This is a genomic window from Mesorhizobium sp. P2_D5, assembly GCF_056404355.1.
In genome coordinates this window covers 121,618-140,515 of sequence record NZ_JBFUEE010000005.1, presented here as the reverse complement: position 1 = coordinate 140,515, position 18,898 = coordinate 121,618, and the positions used below count along the sequence as shown (strand labels likewise).

The following is an 18,898-nucleotide window of genomic DNA, read 5'->3' as shown; positions in this document are numbered from 1 at the left end:
GCCGCGCCACGGACGGAAACACGGAAGGCCGCCGGCTTCGAGAGAAGCGGCGGCCTTTTCCTTTTGGACAAATAACCCGCGGACCTGTCCGCTGCTCAACGGCTCATTTGGTGACGGTGATCTTCTCGATGTTCTGGACGATGTCGTCGAACGCCTGCTTCAATTCCGCACCTGTCGCTGCCTCGTAGTAGTGCTTCAGCGACGACGTGTCCGCTGTGGAGCAGTCCCGGAGCACGCTTTTTGCCTGGTCCCGTTCGGTCGCCGTCATGTTTGGATCGTTCAGATCGAAGCCGATCGTGAAGATCTCGATGCCGACGCGCTTCATGTCGTCGCAAATGCCTTCGGCATTGTCGCGCGACATCTGGCCGGCATTCTGTGATTTTGGTGCGCCGCGCTCGCCGGCGAAGGCTGTGTTGAACTGGCCGTCCGTCATCAGGATGGCGACCTTGGCGACTTTCCTCTTATCGAAATTGGCGGGACCCGCACCCAGCCCGGCATTGACGATGGTCGAGCGCCAAGAGGGTGAAAGCATGTAATAGCCCCACTGCGCGGCGATACCGCCGGCGGTCACGCCAGCCGCGCTGAAATCATCGATCGTGTCGAGCAGTCTGTCTTCGTCGGCCGACAGCGGGATGAGTTCCGGCGTCGGGCAGGTTCTCATGTGATCGTCCCGATTGATTTTGGCCAGGTACTCCTTGCCGTTGCTGTCCCACCGCGACGTGGAAGGTCCGTCGGACGAAGTGTCGGCATAGCCATCCTTGTCCTTGCGTTCGGTGGCGCATTTGTCGGGCGCTGGTATCACCGACACCGAAACCGGAGCATCCAAGGGTGGCGGCAGGTCCGGCCCACCCTTCTCCTCGACGAAGACACTGTCAGCAAGACCGCCAGTGTTCACAGCTTCGGCGTAGGGAACAATCGCGACACGCACACGCGGATTTCTCGGATCGATGTTGTTGTCCAGCAGATCCTTGACAGCCCCGGAGGCGGCAATCTGCAGGTCGCCGATCTTGTTGGTCTTGGCCCAGATGTTCGGCCCCATCGACCCGGTCACATCGAGCATCATCGCCACTTCGATGGTCTTGTCCGAGTAGAGCGCCGTTGTGGAAGCGGCGACGCGCTTTGTGCCACCCATGTTGAACATCGGGAAATACAGGGCGACATCGACATGGGCGTCCGCCTGGACGGTCTTGGCGGTCCTGCTGACAATCAGCCTGTCGAGCACGATCTGGTCGGCCTGCAGGATGCCTGCCTGGCTGTTGGCATCGAGAAAGGCCTGCACCGATCTGTTGGCATCGGCTTCCCTGATGACGCCGGTCGTCAGGTCGCGAGCCGTCGACGTGACCGCAGCGTCGACCACGCCCTGCAGGCTCGATCTGGCATTGTAGAGCTGCGTTACGTTGACGGAAAAACCAACAGCCAGCGCCAAGACCGAAGCGGTCAGGCCGAACAGGACCGCGAAATTTCCATCGCGATGCCTGGCGAAGACGCCAGCCGCGTGAACAAGACCCCCGAAATTCCGCATCCTGCAGCCCCCACTCGCCTCGGCCTCGTCGCCGCAGGAAGGACAATGCAGGATTCCGGCCGGTTAACGCCGGTAAGGGACAGAAGTCCAGCCGCTCGCCAACAACCTATTGTTTTTGTTAGGTTGAGAGCTGCGCAAAGGTGAATGACTGGTAAATAGAAAAATACTCTTCCGGCTTCGTTTACCAGCCGCTTACCATGATTGAGCCAAGGGATCACGCAATGCCCGATGACGTCCTGTTGCGGCACAGGGCTTCTGTGCCGAAGCGGACCAGCTGTTAGAAACCGCAGGGCGTCAAACTTGCCGGATCACATGCCCGGCTACCGAGAGATCAGGCCAGCATCTGCGCGCTGACCGTCCTGTCGATGGCATGATAGGGCGGATTGAACAAATTGCCTTCCTGTTCGTAGGTCCACACCTTGAACAGGCTGAGCCGGTGCGGGCCGAAGCTGTGCAGCAGCGGCACGTCGGTAGCGTCGCGGCCGCGCGCGATGACGACGCGGCCGACCCTCGGCGTGTTGTGACGAGGATCGAATGCGTACCATTTGCCGTCGAGGAACGCTTCCATCCACGCCGAGAAATCCATCGGCGCCGGATCGGCCGGCACGCCGATGTCGCCGAGATAGCCGTTCACATAGCGCGCCGGAATGTTCATGCAGCGGCAGAGCGTTATAGCCAGATGAGCGAAGTCGCGGCAGACGCCGACGCGCTCGTCATGCGCCTGTGCCGCGGTGCGGGTCGAACGCGCGTAGCCGTAGCCGAATGATAGCCGGTTGTGGACATAGTCGACGATCGCTTGCACCCGCGCCCAACCCGAGGGGACATGGCCGAAAAGCTGCCACGCTAGGCCGCTGAGGTGATCGGTCTCGCAATAGCGGCTGCCGAGGAGATAGCCGAGCACCTCGTCGGGTAGTTCCGCCACCGGCACTTCCCTGGCCAGCGTGTTGACTTCGTCGGTCTCGCCGCTGTCCTCGACGACCGCGTCATAAAGGATGCGAAAACCGCCGGCGGGCGCGGTGAAGCGGCGGCAGCCATTGCCGTAGAGATCGTGGTAGAGCCTGGTCGACACCGCAGGCGACGTCAGCACCCGCGTCTGCCGCTTTATGTCGGCCTGCCTGTCCTTGTGGATCTCGAGCAGCGAAATCACCGGGGTGGCCGCGGTGCACTCGATAGCGATTTCGTAGCCGAGCCGGATCAGCATCGCAGTCCCCCTTCGATCGTCGTGGAAAACAGTTTTGTTCAAACGCGAGAGGACGGACTGTGGTTCCCTGGGACTATCGAAAAGGTGGCCCTCGTGCCTTCCCTTACCGACCACGCAACGTTAGGTTCGGCGACCGCCATAAGCGCTCCCCCAATTCAAGGAAAACCATGTTCGCAGGCAAGAAATTCGCGGCCTTCCTCTTCGATATGGATGGCACGCTGCTCAATTCGACCGCGGCCGCGGAACGCGTCTGGAGCAATTGGGCGATGGGGCACGGCCTCGACGTGGCGACTTTCCTGCCAACGATGCATGGCAGGCGCGCCATCGAGACCGTCCGCCGGCTGGCACTTCCCGGTATCGACCCACAGCACGAGGCGAACGAGATTACACGGGCCGAAATCGCCGATGTCGAAGGGGTCAATGCCATCGCCGGCGCCGCGGCATTCCTGGGTGAACTGCCGGCGGATCGCTGGGCCATCGTAACATCATCGCCGCTCGCGCTTGCGCTGGTGCGGATCGAAGCGGCGGGCATCCCGCGTCCGGCGACAATGGTCACGGCGGAAGACGTGGTTCACGGCAAGCCTGCTCCCGACTGCTTCCTGTTGGCGGCCGAACGGCTTGGCTTCGACGCCCACGACTGCGTGGTTTTCGAGGACGCGACGCCGGGCATCCAGGCGGGCGAGGCGGCCGGCGCCACGGTGGTGGTGATCACCGCGACGCATCAGCACAAGATGGAGACGCCGCACGAAACCATTTTTGACTACAGCAACCTGACGGCGGTCACCGACGCCCAGGGCCAGCTTGGTCTGGAGCAGATACGAAGCGCGGCGGCTTCCTGAAGCGCGTCGCGTTGAGACCGTTTCAAGCGACGCGCTTTAGGCCTTCTTGTTGTGCATGTCGTTGTCGCAAAACCGAGGTCACTTTTGCGCGACATGCATTAGAAATCGCTTGTCAGGCCTTTGACCTCCCAGTCACCGTAGCGGCCGGGTTCCTTGCCGCCACGGCCGCCGATTTCCTTCGGCGTCGCGGCTTCCTTCTCCAGATACTTCACGCGTCTTGCTTCGGCTTCCGCGAGCGCACGGCTGGCCTCCGGCGTCAGCGCCTTCGGCTGGATGTCATGGCCAAGGTCGGCATCGGTTTTACTGGTCTCGTCGTTCATGCGATATTTCCGGCGGATTGAAACAGGGGCAAGCCTTTCCCATCATATAGCGATGAGTTTACAGGGATCGACCCCTTTTCACCGCGGCCGGGACAGGAGCAGACGATGAACACACTTCGCACCGCCATGCTTCTTGCCGCGATGACGGCGCTGTTCATGGGCGTTGGCTTTCTGATCGGCGGATCGGGCGGCATGATGATCGCGCTGGTCATTGCCGCCGGCACCAATCTGTTCAGCTACTGGAACGCCGACAAGATGGTGCTGTCGATGAACCGCGCCGTTGAAGTCGACGAAAAGAACGCGCCCGAATATTACGCCATCGTTCGGTCACTGGCCCAACAGGCAGGCCTGCCGATGCCGAAGACCTACCTGATCGAGAATCCGCAGCCGAACGCCTTCGCCACCGGTCGCAACCCGCAGAATGCGGCCGTCGCCGCCTCCACCGGCCTGCTGCAGAGGCTGAGCCATGAAGAAGTCGCCGCGGTGATGGCGCATGAACTCGCCCATGTGCAGCACCGCGACACCCTGACCATGACCATCGTCGCCACCTTTGCCGGTGCCATCTCGATGCTTGGCAATTTCGCCTTCTTCCTTGGCGGCAATCGCGACAGCAATCCGTTCGGCTTTGTCGGCGTGCTGGCGGCGATGATCGTGGCGCCCTTTGCGGCGATGATCGTGCAGATGGCGGTCAGCCGCACCCGCGAATACGAGGCCGATCGGCGCGGTGCCGAAATCTGTGGACACCCGCTCTGGCTGGCGTCCGCCCTTGACAAGATCGCTCGCGGCGCCGAACGCATTCCAAACCCCGATGCCGAGCGCAATCCGGCAATGGCGCACCTCTTCATCATCAATCCTCTTTCCGGCGAGCGCATGGACAGTCTGTTTTCCACACACCCGAGCACCGAAAACCGCATCGCCGCCTTGCAGGCGATGGCGCGCCAGATGGAAGGCAGCGACACTCGGGTCGCACCACGCCAGGCCCCGGCCCCGCGGCAGCCGGACGAACAGCCGCCGTCAGGCCCATGGGGCCAGGCAGCGCGACCTGAACAGCCGGCGGAATCGGCCGAACCGAAGCCCAATCCATGGGGGCGCAACCCGACCGGGCCCAAAGGCCGGTGGTCGTGAGCGTGGCGGGCAGAGGACCTCGACGCACAGTTTCAGGCGATCAGGAACACAAGGATGGCGGCGACTTCGTTGCCGGTCTCGCCGCCCGCAAGGCGGCGGCACGCCTGCTTGCCGCGGTTATCGACGCCAGGACGCCGCTCGACGGGCTCACCGACCACGAGAACGGCCATCCGCAGTACAGAGCGCTCGACCTGCGCGATCGCGGCCTGGTGCGTGCCATCCTGATCACCGCACTGCGCTATCGCATGACCATCACCGGGTTGCTGGCGCGCCGGCTGGAAAAGCCACTGCCGCCCAACGCCACCGCGCTGTCGCACATATTGCATGTGGCGGCGGCACAGATCCTGTTCCTCGACATTCCCGACAGCGCCGCCGTCGACCTAGCGGTGACCCACGCCAAATCAGATCCGCGCACGGTGCGTTTTTCCGGCCTGGTCAACGGCGTGCTGCGCACGCTCGCGCGCGCCAAGGAAACGGAGTTGCCTGCCGCCCTTGCCGCCACCGACGAAGCGCCCAAATGGTTCTCCGACCGGCTGAAGGCTGCCTACGGCAATGAAAAGGCCAGGCAGATTCTCGCAGCACATCGGCACGAAGCGCCGGTCGATTTCTCGGTCAAGGCCGATCCCGAACTGTGGGCCGAGCGGCTCGGCGGCATCGTTCTGCCGACCGGCACAATTCGGGTGGAAAAGCTTGCCGGGCCCGTCACCGAATTGCCCGGCTTTGCCGACGGCGCCTGGTGGGTCCAGGACGCCGCCGCCAGCCTGCCGGCGCGGCTGTTCGGTGATGTCAGGGGGCTTCGCGTTGCCGATCTCTGCGCCGCTCCCGGTGGCAAGACCGCGCAGCTCATTCTCGCCGGCGCCAAGGTCACCGCCGTCGACACGTCGAAGAACCGGCTGGTGCGGCTGACGCAAAATCTCGACCGCCTCGGCCTGTCCGCCGACATCGTCCAGGCCGACCTCACCAAATACGAGCCGAAGGAATTGTTCGACGCCGTGCTCCTCGACGCGCCCTGCTCGTCGACCGGCACGGTGCGGCGACATCCCGACGTACCATGGACCAAGACGGCGGCCGATGTCGAAAAGCTGGCCGACCTGCAACGCAGGCTGCTCGCCCGCGCCGTCACGCTGGTAAAACCCGGCGGTAGGATCGTCTTTTCCAACTGTTCGCTCGACCCGCTCGAGGGCGAGGACCTCTATCGCGCCTTTCTGGCTGGGACGGCTGAAATAGCCGACGATCCGCTGCGGCAAGGCGAGATCGCCGGCATCGATCCGTTCCTGACACCGCAAGGCACATTGCGCACCACGCCCGCCGACCTGGACCTCGGCGCGCCGGAACGCTCAGGCCTCGACGGCTTCTTCGCCGGCCGCATGCGTAGAGCCGGCTAAATATTTAACCGCCGGGATTTGCTGACTTTTTTAGGGAAGGTCGGGGGCAGCACCGGGTGAACCGGCGCCGTCCGATGGAATTCGCCTTCGCACGAGTCGTGCAATCATGTAAACTTGCGCCGGGGTAGAGGACGATCAGGAGGGGATTTGGCACTTGCTGCCAGCAACACGACGCGTCTCTGGACGCTCGTCGCGAAGGAGTTCTGGCGCAAGACGCGCCGGCGCTTGCGTGCCGGGCCGATCTATCGTTGGCGCTATTCCGGCCGCACGCCCGAACGTGTTCTGATCGCACCGCCGGACCTGCGTCTGGCCGACCCGCAGATCGCGCTCGAGATCTACTACGGCCGTTATCCCCTCTCGGGGCATCTGGTCGAGACCGGCGGCAAATCGCCCTTCCAGATCAACGTGCCCAACCATGGCTGGCAAAAGACGCTGCACGGCTTTCGCTGGCTGCGCCACATGCGCGCCGCCGGCACCGAGCTCGCCGCCGCCAACGCCCGCGCGCTGGTCTCCGACTGGATCACCATCCATGGCAGCCATATTTCCGGCATCGCCTGGGAGCCCGGCACGACGGCCAAGCGCATCATCGCCTGGCTGCAGCATTCCTCTGTCGTGCTGCAGGGCGCCGAATTCCCCTTCTACCGCGCCTTCCTGAAGACGCTTGCCGTCCAGATCCGCTACCTCAGGTCGATGGCGCGCGAAATGCCGGATGGCAAGGACAGGCTGCGCGCCCGCATCGCGCTGGCCTTCGCCGCCCTGTCCTTGCCGGCGCCGGCATCGGCGCTGCGCGGCGCCACCCGCAACCTCGCCGCGGAGCTCGACCGCCAGATCCTTGCCGATGGCGGTCACATTTCGCGCAATCCGATGGTCGTCCTGGAAATCCTCGCCGACCTTTTGCCGTTGCGCCAGACCTATGCCAACCAGGCCGAAACGCCGCCGCAGGCCCTCATCGGCGCCATCGACCGCATGCTGCCGGCGCTGCGCTTCTTCCGTCATCAGGACGGCAGCCTCGCCCGCTTCAACGGCATGGGCGCCACCATCCACGATCGCATCGCCACCATCCTGCGTCACGACGACACCGCCGGCTCGCCGCTGCTGCATGCCCCGCATTCCGGCTACGAGCGCCTGTCGATGGGCGGCGCCACCGTCATCGCCGACACCGGCCTGCCGCCGCCGGTCGACGTGTCCAACGCCGCGCACGCCGGCTGCCTCGCCTTCGAACTGTCGTCCGGCCGCCAGCACTACATCGTCAACGCCGGCATCGACACCTATGGCGTCGCCGAGTTCCGGCCGCTGGCGCGCGCCACCGCCGCGCACTCGACCGCCACCATCAACGACACCTCGTCGGCACGCTTCAGCCATTCGTTACGCGTCAACGACCTGCTCGGCTCACCATTGATCGGCGGGCCGCAGCAGGTGCAGTGCAAGCGCACCGACCAGAAAGGAATTCAAGGCTTTATCGCCCGCCATGACGGCTATGTCCCGCGCTTCGGCTTCCTGCATGAGCGCGAGCTGAAACTGTCGCAGAACGGCAACGTGCTGGCCGGCAGGGACCGCTTTCTGCGGCCCGGCAATGCGGCGATCCGAAACAATGGCCGCGACTTCGTCACCATCCGCTTCCACGTCCATCCCGACGTCAACCTGCTGCAGGACGAGCACGATCGGCTGGTCCTGGCCGGCGATCAGGCCGACACCTGGGTGTTCACCTCCAGCGAAGTGGTGCCGGAGGTCGAGGAATCGATCTATTTCGCCGGCCTTGGCGGCCCGCGCCGCAGCCGCCAGATCGTGCTTGCCTTCAAGGCCTCGGACGTCGCCGAAGTCCACTGGCAGCTGACACGCACCAGCATCGCCGGTTACCCGGAAAACAACTGATCGTATCTACGAAGGCAGTGGGTAGTTTTTCAATTTGAACCAATGGAAAATCTTGCGAGAAGATGGATGCTGTTGGCTCGAAGCCGAATCGGCGTGGCCTATACAAGAAGCGAGCCGTTCAGGGGCGCGGAATGACTAGCAATATACGCAAGAGAGCAGCAGCAAATATAGTGATCACCATACTTGCCGGCATCGCGGCCTTCGCCATGTTTCTCGCGGTTTTGTTTGTCGCCTTGATCGTAGCAATTCCTTTCATGAACTCCTAAGCCGAAGTTCAAACTGAGACACTATCCGGCAGCGCTTCCAGTTTGATTTCCCGATGTCATGTGCTACGGCGCGGGCACCCACCACACCAGCCGTGAAAGGCCGCCGCCCATGGCCGTCGCCGCCAAGAACATTCCAGCACCTGACCTCGTTCCGGTGCGTCGCGCCCTGCTCTCCGTCTTCGACAAGACCGGGCTGATCGATTTCGCCAGGGCGCTGGCGGCTGCCGGCGTCGAACTGGTCTCGACCGGCGGCACGGCAAAGGCGATCGCCGAGGCTGGCCTGGCGGTGCGTGACGTCTCCGAGCTCACCGGCTTTCCCGAGATCATGGATGGCCGCGTCAAGACCTTGCATCCCAGCGTGCATGGCGCGCTGCTTGGTGTGCGCGACGACCCCGAGCACTCGGCTGCGATGCGCAAATACGGCATCGAGCCGATCGATCTCGTCGTCTCCAATCTCTATCCCTTCGAGGAAGTCCGCCGCTCCGGCGCCGACTATGCCGCGATTGTCGAGAACATCGACATTGGCGGCCCAGCGATGATCCGCGCCTCGGCCAAGAACCATGCCTATGTCGCTATCGTCACCGATCCTGGCGACTACGCCTCTGTGCTGAACGCACTGGAGATGAACATTGGCTCGCTGTCGCTGGATTTCCGCAAGAAGCTGGCGGCCAAGGCCTTTGCCCGCACCGCCACCTATGACGCGGCGATCTCCGGCTGGTTCGCCGAGGCGCTCGAGATCGAGCATCCGATGTGGCGCGCCTTCGGCGGCAGGCTGGTCGAGGTGATGCGCTACGGCGAGAATCCGCACCAGAGCGCCGGCTTCTACCTCAATGGCGACAAGCGGCCGGGCGTCGCCACGGCGCGCCAGTTGCAAGGCAAGCAACTCTCCTACAACAACATCAACGACACCGACGCCGCCTTCGAACTGGCCGGCGAATTCGATCCGAACCGCTCCGCCGCCGTCGCCATCATCAAGCACGCCAACCCGTGCGGCGTCGCCGAGGGCGCGTCGCTGAAGGCAGCCTATGCCAAGGCGCTCGCCTGCGATCCGGTCTCGGCCTTCGGCGGCATCGTCGCCATGAATCGCACCCTCGACGCCGAGGCCGCCCAGGAGATCGTGAAAACCTTCACCGAGGTGATCATCGCGCCCGACGCGACCCACGAGGCAGCCGCAATCGTCGCGGCGAAAAAGAACCTGCGCCTGTTGGTGACCGGAGGCCTGCCGGACCCGCGCACCCCAGGCACGACAGTCAAATCCGTCGCCGGTGGCATCCTCGTCCAGGGCAGGGACAATGCCGTGGTCGACGACCTCGAGCTGAAAGTGGTGACCAAGCGCGCACCGACGGCGGCCGAAATGGCCGACCTGAAATTCGCCTTCCGCATCGCCAAGCACGTCAAGTCCAACGCCATCGTCTACGCCAGGGACGGCGCCACCGTCGGCATCGGCGCCGGCCAGATGAGCCGGGTCGATTCCTCGCGCATTGCCGCGCGCAAGGCGCTCGACGCGGCCGAGGCGGCGGGCCTCGCCGAACCGCTGACCAAGGGCTCGGTTGTCGCCTCCGACGCGTTCTTCCCCTTCGCCGACGGATTGCTGTCTGCGATCGAAGCCGGCGCCACCGCCGTCATCCAGCCCGGCGGCTCGATGCGCGACGACGACGTCATCGCCGCCGCCGACGCGCACGGCATCGCCATGGTATTTACCGGAGTGAGACACTTCCGGCACTAGCTGCCGGCGAGAGAGATGTTTGAGAATTCGCTCCGCTGAGTCGGATGGCGTGGTTTTCGAGAACCGGAGTGGAGCGGACATTCAAGTCCGTGAGCACCGGAAGCGCAGAAAACCGCCCCAGGCGGCCGGCGGAGTAGAATTATCGATCTCTCACTCTACCGGCTGGTCCGCCGGATAGGGCGTCCTGATCAGGATCGCCATGCCGATGCCCAGGAACAGGATGATCACCGCCATGCCGAGCCGCGCCGAGCCGCTGACGGCGGTGATGGTTGCCACCAGGAACGGCGCCAGGAAGCTGGTTGCCCGTCCGGCCAGCGCATAGATGCCGAAATAGCGGCCGGATTCCGCCGCCGTGACGCTGCGCGCCATGTAGGAGCGCGACGAAGCCTGCACCGGCCCGAAGGCCAAGCCGATCAACAGGCCGTACAGGATATAGGCCTTTTCAGCCGCAGTGCCGAACAGGCCACCCGAATCGACCGTCGACAGCTGTATCAGGCCGAGCAGCGTGAAGCCCGGACCAGTCGAGACGACGCCAACGGTGGCGATGGACAGCATGACCAGCGCAATCATCACCACCACCTTGGAACCGAGCGCGGTGTCGAGGCGCGCCGCAACCCAGCAGCCGAGGATTGCGACGACATTGAGGATGATGCCGAACATGCCGATCTCGGTGATCGACCAGTGGAACATCGCCGCCGCGAAGGTGCCGCCCAGCGCCAGCAGCGCGTTGACGCCGTCCTGGTAGATCATGCGGGCGACGAGGAAGCGGAAGATACCGCCACGCTGGCGCACCTCGGCCAGCGTTGATTTCAACTCCGACAGGCCTTCGCGCACCGCCGGCCCGATCGGGATGCCCTTGATGGCATCCGGCGTGAAGAAGAACATCGGCAGGATGAACAGGAAGTACCAGCCGGCCGACAGCGGCCCGGTGGCGCGCGCGTCCTCGCCGAGCTTCGGGTCGAGGCCGAACAGCGGGTCGAGGCCGATGATCGTCTTGCCGGTCTCGGGCGAGCCGGCCATGCAGGTGACGACGAAGATCAGCGCGATCATGCCGCCGAGATAACCGAGACCCCAGGCAATGTTGGAGATGCGGCCGATTTCGCTTTTCGGCACAAGGCGCGGCATCATCGAATCGTTGAACACGGTCGAGAATTCCGCCGCCACCGACGCCAGCGAGAACAGCGCCACGATGAGGAACAGGTTGGAGCCTGGAGCGGCGAACCACAACAGGCAAAGGCTGGTGATCTTGATCGCGGCGAAGAACGCAATCCAGGGCTTGCGCGGTCCGGTCTGGTCGGCGATCGAGCCGAGGATTGGCGACAGCACGGCGATGACCAGCCCGGCCGCGGCAATGCCATAGCCCCAGACCGCCTGGCCGGTATTGGGATCGCTCGCCATGCGCGAAACGAAATAGGGGCCGAAGATGAAGGTGGTGACGACAGTGAAGAACGGCTGCGCCGCCCAGTCGAAGAACATCCATCCCCAGATGCCGCGCCCGGACGCACGCTGCACGGTTACCTCGGTCATGTCCCCTCCTCAGCGTCTGCTCCACGCGTCGCGCGCCATGTCTGCATGTTTTTTCGTGATGGTGCAAACGAACAAGCATAGCGCCGCCCCTCATTGCCCTGCCGGGCATTTCTCCCCCTATAGTGACGGGAGAAAGACGCGGTCATCGACGTTTCGCCAACGGTCAGCGTTGTAGTAAGGCGCCGACGATCGCGACAGGCTCCCTTCTCCCCGTCACAATACGGGGAGAAGGTGGCGGCAGCCGGATGAGGGGCAGCACCAGCCTTGTGAAGCGAATGGGTTCACATCCCCGTCAGATCGCTCATCAGCCCCGACGCGACCGACAGCCGCGACACGGTGATGTCGCCGCCTTCGGTGAGCGCCTGAAGCCGCTCGCGGATGCGCGCCACCCGCTCGCCGCCGGCTTCCAGCCAGGCCACCACCGGATCCGCGGCCTTGGCATGACCGGTGAGTGCTGCCACCGCAATGCCGCGCCGCGCTGCGCCGATCGTGTCGGTGGCGCGCGACAGCGCCAGCTGATCGTAGTAGTCGGAGGGAGTGATCGAACGCGCCGCGTCCTCGACACGCGGGATACGGAAGGCATCGCTGACCGCGAAGAACGCCTTGGCCGCGGCAACGATGTCGGCGCCGGCCGTGCGCGCCGTCAGCGAGATGTCGGGGATGAGCTCCGCCACCTCGTTCAAGGCCAATTGCCCGGCCAGCTTTTCCGGCGCGCCGCTTTTGAACAGTCCGTGCCGCTTCTCCTCGATACGCTCGCGCGAGAAGGCCGGCAGCAGCGAAACGAGCCTGGGCTCCAGTGCCTTGCGCGCTTCCATGAGTTCGCCAATGCGCTGACCAAGTGGTGCGGTGCCGGCATCGTTCTTGAGATACCAGCCGCTGGTCACATAGATCAGCCGGCTGACCGCCTGGTAGAGATCAAGCTGCACCTGGCCGTCGACGAGATTGTCAAGCGCGTCGATCTCGCGATAGAGCGCCGGCAAGGCAAAACCGTCGCGCACCACAGCAAAGGTGCGCACCACGTCGGCCGCGGTGCGGCCTGTCGCTTCCTGCAGCCTGTTGACGAAGGACGGCCCGCCGCGATTGACCAGGTCGTTGGCGACGACGCGGGCAATGATCTCGCGGCGCAGCCTGTGGTCGTTGATCTCGGCTGCGTATTTCTTCGCCATCCGGTCCGGGAAATAGCCCATCAGGTCGCGATCGAAATGCACGTCGTCCGGCACGTCGCTGGCGACGATATCGGAAAACAGCACGATCTTGGCATAGGCCAGCAACACGCCGAGCTCGGCCCTGGTCAGCGGCTCGCCGCGTGCTTCGCGCTCGGTGAGCGCCGCCGGCGACGGCAGCGTCTCGACGGCGCGGTCGAGCAGGCCGCGTCCCTCCAGCGCCGTCATGAAGCGGCTTTGATGCGCGATGTCAGCGAGGCCGCGCTTGCGGGCGATCGAAAGCGCCAGCGTCTGCTCGTAATTGTTGGACAGCACCAGTCCGCCAACCTCCCCGGTCATTTCGGCCAGCAGCTTGTTGCGCGCCGGGCGCGTCAACGATCCCTTGCGCATGGCCGAAGCCAGCGCAATCTTGATATTGACCTCGACGTCGGAGCAGTTGACGCCGCCCGAATTGTCGATGGCGTCCGAGTTGCAGCGGCCGCCATTCATGCCGAACTCGATGCGGGCCCGCTGCGTCACGCCGAGATTGGCGCCCTCGCCGATCACCTTGGCGCGCACATCGAGCGCGGTGATGCGGACGGCATCGTTGGCGCGGTCGCCGACCTCGGCGTTGGTTTCGCCGGATGCCCTCAAATACGTGCCGATGCCGCCGAACCAGAGCAGATCGACCGGCGCCTTGAGGATGGCGCCCATGATCTCGACCGGCGTGGCGGTCGTCTTGGCCAGACCGATCGCCGCCGCCGCCGCCGCCGGCAAGGTAATCGACTTCTGGTTGCGCGACACGATGATGCCGCCTTCCGACAGTTTGGTCTTGTCGTAGTCTTGCCAGCTCGAACGCGGCAGGGCGAACATGCGCTCGCGCTCGGCCATCGAAGCCGTCATGTCGGGATCGGGATCGATGAAGATGTCGCGATGGTCGAAGGCGGCGATCAGCCTGGTCTTCGGCGACAAAAGCATGCCGTTGCCGAACACGTCGCCCGACATGTCGCCGACACCGACGACGGTGAAGGGTGAGGTCTGGATGTCGCGGTTCATCTCGCGGAAATGCCGCTTGACCGCCTCCCAGGCGCCCTTGGCGGTGATGCCCATCTTCTTGTGGTCGTAGCCGGCCGAACCGCCGCTGGCGAAGGCGTCGTCGAGCCAGAAGCCATGCTTCTCGCTGATGGCGTTCGCCGTGTCGGAGAAGGTCGCCGTGCCCTTGTCGGCGGCAACGACGAAATATGGATCGTCCGGGTCGCGGCGCACGACGCCGGCCGGCGGGATGACGCCGTCGAGGCCGATATTGTCGGTGATCGACAGCAGGCTGGAGACAAAGTTCTTGTAGGCCGAAGTGCCGGCCTCGAAGATCGCATCGCGGCTGCCGCCCGCCGGCAGGCGCTTGGGGAAAAAGCCGCCCTTGGCGCCAACCGGCACGATGACGGCATTCTTGACCTGCTGCGCCTTGACCAGGCCGAGAACCTCGGTGCGGTAGTCCTGGGCGCGGTCCGACCAGCGCAGACCGCCACGCGCCACAGGGCCGAAGCGCAGATGCAGCCCCTCGACCTCGGAACCGTAGACGAAGATCTCCCGCCACGGCCGCGGCGCCGGCAAGCCGTCGACCGCATGCGAATCGAGTTTGATCGCCAGCGACTGGCCTTTCTCTTTCGTATCGGCAACGAAATGATTGGTGCGCAGCGAGGCTTCGATCAGGTTGAGGTAGCGGCGGATGATGGTGTCGTCGTCGATGTTCGGCACATCTTCCAGCGCATCCTTGATCTTGGCCTTGAGGTGCTTTGCCGCCACCACGCCTTCTGTCTCGGCCGTCGGGCCAAGCCGGGCGATGAACAGGGCGTGCAGGCCGCGCGCGATATCGGGATAGCGGTTGAGCGCGGCGGCGATGAAGTCCTGGCTTTGCGGAATGCCGACCTGCTGCAGATAGCGGCCATAGGCGCGCAGGATGGTGATCTCGCCCGACCACAGGCCTGCGGTCTGGGCAAGGCCGTTATAGCCGTCATTGTCGACGTCGCCGCGCCAGACGGACAGGAATGCGTCTTCGAACAGCGCGCCGCCATCGGCAAGGTCGATCGGCTTGCCGTAGCTGTTCTCCAGCTCCATGTCGTGGATGAAGACCATGCCGGACTGGTCGTCGCCGACCTCGAAGGTGCGCTCGCTGATGACCCGGAAGCCGATGTTTTCCAGCACCGGCACGCGCCGTGACAACGCCACCGGGCTGCCGTGGTGATAGATCTTCAGCGACGCCTGATGCGGCTTCTGCTCGGCATTGCGATAATAGTCGATGGCGATCGGATTGCTGGCGCTGATCTTGGCGATGCGCCCCGCATCGGCCAGCGCCACCGCTGCGCTGAACGTATCGCGGTAGCTTTCCGGCAGCCGTGCGGCGATGCTCTTCAAAGCCTGGTTGCCGCCATTCGCGTCGGCCGCATCGGAAAGGGCATCCTCCCAGGTGCGCACGATGTCACGGATCGCCGCCTCGATCGCCGCTTGCTCGACCTTCGGCGTCTTGCCGCCGGAGCGGCCGATGATGAAATGGACGCGCGCCAGCCCGCCTTCGGGGAAGGCCGGGTAATGGGCCGACAGCCGGCCTTCGAAGACGGTCTTGAGATAGCTGCCGATCTTCTCGCGCACGACGCTGTCGTAGCGGTCGCGCGGCACGAAGACGAGGATCGAGACGAAGCGATCGAACTGGTCGACACGCACCAGCGCCCGGACCCGCGGCCGCTCGACCAAGCCGAGAATGGCTGCGGCGTGCTTCCTCAGGATCGGCACCGGCACCTGGAACAACTCGTCGCGCGGATAGCTCTCCAGCACATTGATCAGCGCCTTGCCGGAGTGATCGTGCCGATCGAAACCGGACTTGGCGATGATCGTTTCGGCCTTCGACCGCAGATACGGGATCTTCATCACGGAGCGCGTGTAGGCGGTCGAGGTGAACAGGCCGACGATGCGCAATTCGCCCGCCAGCGTGCCCTTGGACGTGTAGGTCTTGACGCCGATGTAATCGAGATAGATGCGGCGGTGCACCGAAGACTTGGCATTGGCCTTGGTGACGATCAGCGGCTCCGGCCCATGCAGGAAGGCGCGGATTTCCGGCGTTGTCGTCACAGCTTCCGTGCCGCGCCTCAGCACCAGCACATCCGGATCGGACAGGATACCGAGACCGGGCTTGTCGGCGCGCTCCAGCGTGCCGCTTTCCTCGCCGCCGGTGTATTTGAACTCGCGCATGCCGAGGAAGGTGAAATTGTCGTCGCGCAGCCACTCCAGGAAGGCGATCGCCTCGGCAACGCTCTTCTTGTCGAGCGGCACCGCCGAATAGCGGAACTCCGAGATCGCCTGGTCGAGGCGGGCCAGCATCGGCCGCCAGTCGTGGACAGCAGCGTGCACCTGGCCGAGCATCTTGCGCAGCCGCTCGGTCAATCCGGCCGCCTGCTCGGCGGTCAGCCGCGGGATATGGACATGGATGACGCTCAGCCGGTCGTGGCTGCCGTCGTCCTTGGCGAAATTGCCGTCGCCGAGGATTTCTTCCACACCGCCTTTGCCGCGGCGAACGGTGATGACCGGGTGGGTGACCAAGGTCGGTTCACCGGCGCTTTCGGTGATCTCGCCGAGGATGGAATCGAACAGGAACGGCATGTTGTCGTTGACGACCGTGATCACCGTCACTGGGCGGCCCTGGCTGACGACGCCTGAATCGGCATCGACGGCGACGACGCACTCACTCTTCTTGTGGCCGGCGACCGCCTGGCCGGCAAGATCGGCGGCGCGTTCGAGGTCGGCCGCCTCATAGGCGGCGATGTCTTCGGCCGGCGCGCGGGCGAGCAGGTAGTCGGCAAGCCTGGCTGGTCTTTCCTCCGTCCTTGCTGCTGCGGTGGCCTTTTTCTTCGACTTCGCTGCGGATTTCACGCTGGCCATGATGCCATTCCTCCCGTCGCATGCTTTTGTGACTATGGTAGCAGATGAGCGCTGTTTGGCGACAAAGGTTTGACGGCTTGCCAAGATTTATCGGAATTCGGCGACAGGACATCGCCCAACGAGGAGAAGCCACCCCATGACCGGCAAAATCACCGCGCTTGACCTTGCTTCGGGAGAGTTGAGCGATGCGACAAAAACCTATTTCGCCAAATGCGAGGAGAAGCTCGGCCTCGTTCCCAACGTGCTGCGCGCCTACGCCTTCGACGACAAGAAGCTGCGTGCCTTCACCGACATGTACAACGACCTGATGCTGGGCGAGTCCGGCCTGTCGAAACTGGAACGCGAGATGATCGCGGTCGCCGTCTCCTCGATCAACCATTGCTATTATTGCCTGACCGCGCATGGCGCGGCGGTGCGCCAGCTCTCCGGCGACCCGACGCTCGGCGAGATGATGGTGATGAACTTCCGCGCCGCCGAGCTATCGCCGAGGCAGACCGCAATGCTCGAATTCGCCGTCAAGCTGACCGAAGAGCCGACTAAGATCGTCGAGGCTGATCGAGCCGGACTGCGCAAGGCCGGCTTCACCGATCGCGACATCTGGGACATCGCCTCGACCGCTTCGTTCTTCAACATGTCGAACCGCGTGGCGGCGGCAATCGACATGCGGCCGAACGACGAATACCACGCGATGGCGAGGTGAGCTGCTGGAGCCAGCCGCGCCCTACATTAGCCCTTTCGCATTCTCGTTGCATGTTCGCCGCTTTGGTCCGATGATTGCCAGGCGGCGTGACCGCATGCCGGTTCGATGCCGCTGATCAAGGGAGGAGAACATGGCGAAGTTTCTCTACGTCTATCACGGCTCGGGCAAGATGCCGACCGAGGAGGCCGAACGGCAGGCGGCAATGGACGCCTGGACGCACTGGTACGGCAAGCTCGGCTCGGCCGTGGTCGACGGCGGCAATCCGGTCGGCATGTCGAAGATGGTGCTGCCCGGCGGCAAGGTCGAGAACAATGGCGGCAGCAATCCAACCGCCGGCTATACGATCGTTGAAGCAAAAGACATCGACGATGCCGTCGGCAAGGCCAAGGATTGTCCTATCCTTATGGACCCGGCTTTCAGCGTCGAGATCGCGCCGATCATTGAAGTGATGTGACGCGGCGTTTTAAGCGTGATCCTCCTAACCGAGGGTCTGCGAAGCAGAAAACGTTCCCGCTTTTCGCTGACGCCGTCCTTCGGTTCGGATGCATGCCCTATCACCGCGCCGCGATCGCCGCGGCGGCACCGGCCATCGTCGTGGCGCTGACGCGGTTGGCGATCTTCATGGCGCGCTTGCTTTTCAACAGCTTGCGCGCCTGCGAGGCGGCGAGCACCCAGGCGAGATTGATGACGATGAGGACCACCGCCATGGTCGCCGTCAATTCGACCCAGCCGAGGATGCTCACCGACGCGAGGTCGATGATCGTCGGCAGCAGCGCCAGGTAGAACATCATGATCTTCGGATTGCCGAGCGTCACCGCCATGCCGGCGAAGAACAGTTTTGCGGGCGAATCCTCGCGCGGCATCTCGCCCTCTTTGGCGTCAACCGGCGCGGTCCACATCTTGAAGGCGAGATAAGCGAGATAGGCGACGCCGATCCATTTCACGACGACGAAGGCGAAGTGAAAACTCTGCGCCACGACAGCCAGTCCGAACACCGCCAGCGACAGCCAGATGCCCTCGCCAATCCACATGGCGAGCAGGAACGGGAACACGTCACGATACCCTTTCGAGATGACCCGCGCGACGAGCGCCGCGATCGACGGGCCCGGCGAACCGGCGGCAACGAACAAGGCGGCGGCGAAGATCAGCAGCGAAGTGAGGTGCATGGTCAGGATCTCTGCTTGAGGTTCGATCCGCCACACTAACCCGACAGCTGTAACGCTGGCAAAGGCAAGATAATCGCTGGAGCTTCTCCCTTCTCCTCCATCCCTTACGGGGAGAAGGTGCCGGCAATGAAGGGTAGCACCAACGTGAGATAATCAGGTGCCTTGCACCTCTGGCAT

General features: G+C 64.0%; 13 protein-coding genes. 7 read left to right on the top strand and 6 right to left on the bottom strand.

Translation table 11 applies throughout. The features are described 5' to 3' along the window. Window positions 1-103 precede the first annotated feature (103 nt). Window positions 104-1,522, bottom strand: coding sequence for a TadE/TadG family type IV pilus assembly protein (locus AC1DYW_RS22040; RefSeq protein ID WP_477227619.1), 1,419 nt, complete (start codon window positions 1,520-1,522; stop codon window positions 104-106). Window positions 1,523-1,853: 331 nt separating this feature from the next. After that, window positions 1,854-2,723 carry a transglutaminase-like domain-containing protein gene (locus AC1DYW_RS22035; protein ID WP_457150552.1) on the bottom strand — a complete coding sequence of 290 codons (870 nt, stop codon included), beginning with the start codon at window positions 2,721-2,723 and terminating at the stop codon, window positions 1,854-1,856. Window positions 2,724-2,890: 167 nt separating this feature from the next. On the opposite strand from AC1DYW_RS22035, the gene AC1DYW_RS22030 reads away from it, so the two are divergent. Next, window positions 2,891-3,562 (top strand): HAD family hydrolase, encoded by a 672-nt coding sequence (locus AC1DYW_RS22030; protein WP_477227618.1) that lies wholly within the window; start codon window positions 2,891-2,893, stop codon window positions 3,560-3,562. A gap of 98 nt (window positions 3,563-3,660) precedes the next feature. Here the strand turns inward: AC1DYW_RS22030 and AC1DYW_RS22025 are convergent, their stop codons facing one another. Beyond that, entirely contained in the window at window positions 3,661-3,882 is a 222-nt protein-coding gene (locus tag AC1DYW_RS22025; protein WP_095084156.1) for a DUF1674 domain-containing protein, read from the bottom strand. A 105-nt stretch (window positions 3,883-3,987) separates the two neighbouring features. Here AC1DYW_RS22025 and htpX point away from each other — a divergent pair, with 105 nt between their 5' ends. The 4 genes from htpX to purH all read left to right on the top strand — a co-directional run bounded on the left by htpX (window position 3,988) and on the right by purH (window position 10,256). After that, a complete protein-coding gene (gene htpX, locus AC1DYW_RS22020) occupies window positions 3,988-5,007 on the top strand; it encodes a zinc metalloprotease HtpX (protein ID WP_477227617.1) in 1,020 nt (339 codons plus the stop codon). Beyond that, window positions 5,004-6,392 (top strand): RsmB/NOP family class I SAM-dependent RNA methyltransferase, encoded by a 1,389-nt coding sequence (locus tag AC1DYW_RS22015; RefSeq protein WP_477227616.1) that lies wholly within the window; start codon window positions 5,004-5,006, stop codon window positions 6,390-6,392. Before htpX ends, AC1DYW_RS22015 begins: the two co-directional genes overlap by 4 nt. A gap of 147 nt (window positions 6,393-6,539) precedes the next feature. Beyond that, on the top strand, window positions 6,540-8,264 hold the full coding sequence (locus tag AC1DYW_RS22010; RefSeq protein ID WP_477227615.1) for a heparinase II/III family protein: 1,725 nt from the start codon (window positions 6,540-6,542) through the stop codon (window positions 8,262-8,264). Between the two features lie 375 nt (window positions 8,265-8,639). Continuing rightward, on the top strand, window positions 8,640-10,256 hold the full coding sequence (gene purH, locus AC1DYW_RS22005) for a bifunctional phosphoribosylaminoimidazolecarboxamide formyltransferase/IMP cyclohydrolase (protein WP_477227614.1): 1,617 nt from the start codon (window positions 8,640-8,642) through the stop codon (window positions 10,254-10,256). Between the two features lie 150 nt (window positions 10,257-10,406). Here the strand turns inward: purH and AC1DYW_RS22000 are convergent, their stop codons facing one another. Both AC1DYW_RS22000 and AC1DYW_RS21995 read right to left on the bottom strand, forming a co-directional pair. Next, window positions 10,407-11,783: an MFS transporter gene (locus tag AC1DYW_RS22000; RefSeq protein ID WP_477227613.1), complete on the bottom strand. Its 1,377-nt coding sequence runs from the start codon at window positions 11,781-11,783 to the stop codon at window positions 10,407-10,409. A gap of 281 nt (window positions 11,784-12,064) precedes the next feature. Then, window positions 12,065-16,855 carry an NAD-glutamate dehydrogenase gene (locus tag AC1DYW_RS21995; protein ID WP_477227612.1) on the bottom strand — a complete coding sequence of 1,597 codons (4,791 nt, stop codon included), beginning with the start codon at window positions 16,853-16,855 and terminating at the stop codon, window positions 12,065-12,067. A gap of 136 nt (window positions 16,856-16,991) precedes the next feature. On the opposite strand from AC1DYW_RS21995, the gene AC1DYW_RS21990 reads away from it, so the two are divergent. Both AC1DYW_RS21990 and AC1DYW_RS21985 read left to right on the top strand, forming a co-directional pair. Continuing rightward, on the top strand, window positions 16,992-17,555 hold the full coding sequence (locus AC1DYW_RS21990; RefSeq protein WP_477227611.1) for a peroxidase-related enzyme: 564 nt from the start codon (window positions 16,992-16,994) through the stop codon (window positions 17,553-17,555). Window positions 17,556-17,685: 130 nt separating this feature from the next. After that, the gene (locus AC1DYW_RS21985; protein WP_095084148.1) at window positions 17,686-18,009 is read left to right on the top strand and encodes a YciI family protein; all 324 of its coding nucleotides are present in this window, start codon (window positions 17,686-17,688) and stop codon (window positions 18,007-18,009) included. A gap of 100 nt (window positions 18,010-18,109) precedes the next feature. Here AC1DYW_RS21985 and AC1DYW_RS21980 read toward each other — a convergent pair whose 3' ends face one another. After that, window positions 18,110-18,721: a LysE family translocator gene (locus AC1DYW_RS21980; RefSeq protein ID WP_457150544.1), complete on the bottom strand. Its 612-nt coding sequence runs from the start codon at window positions 18,719-18,721 to the stop codon at window positions 18,110-18,112. Between the last annotated feature and the right edge of the window lie 177 nt (window positions 18,722-18,898).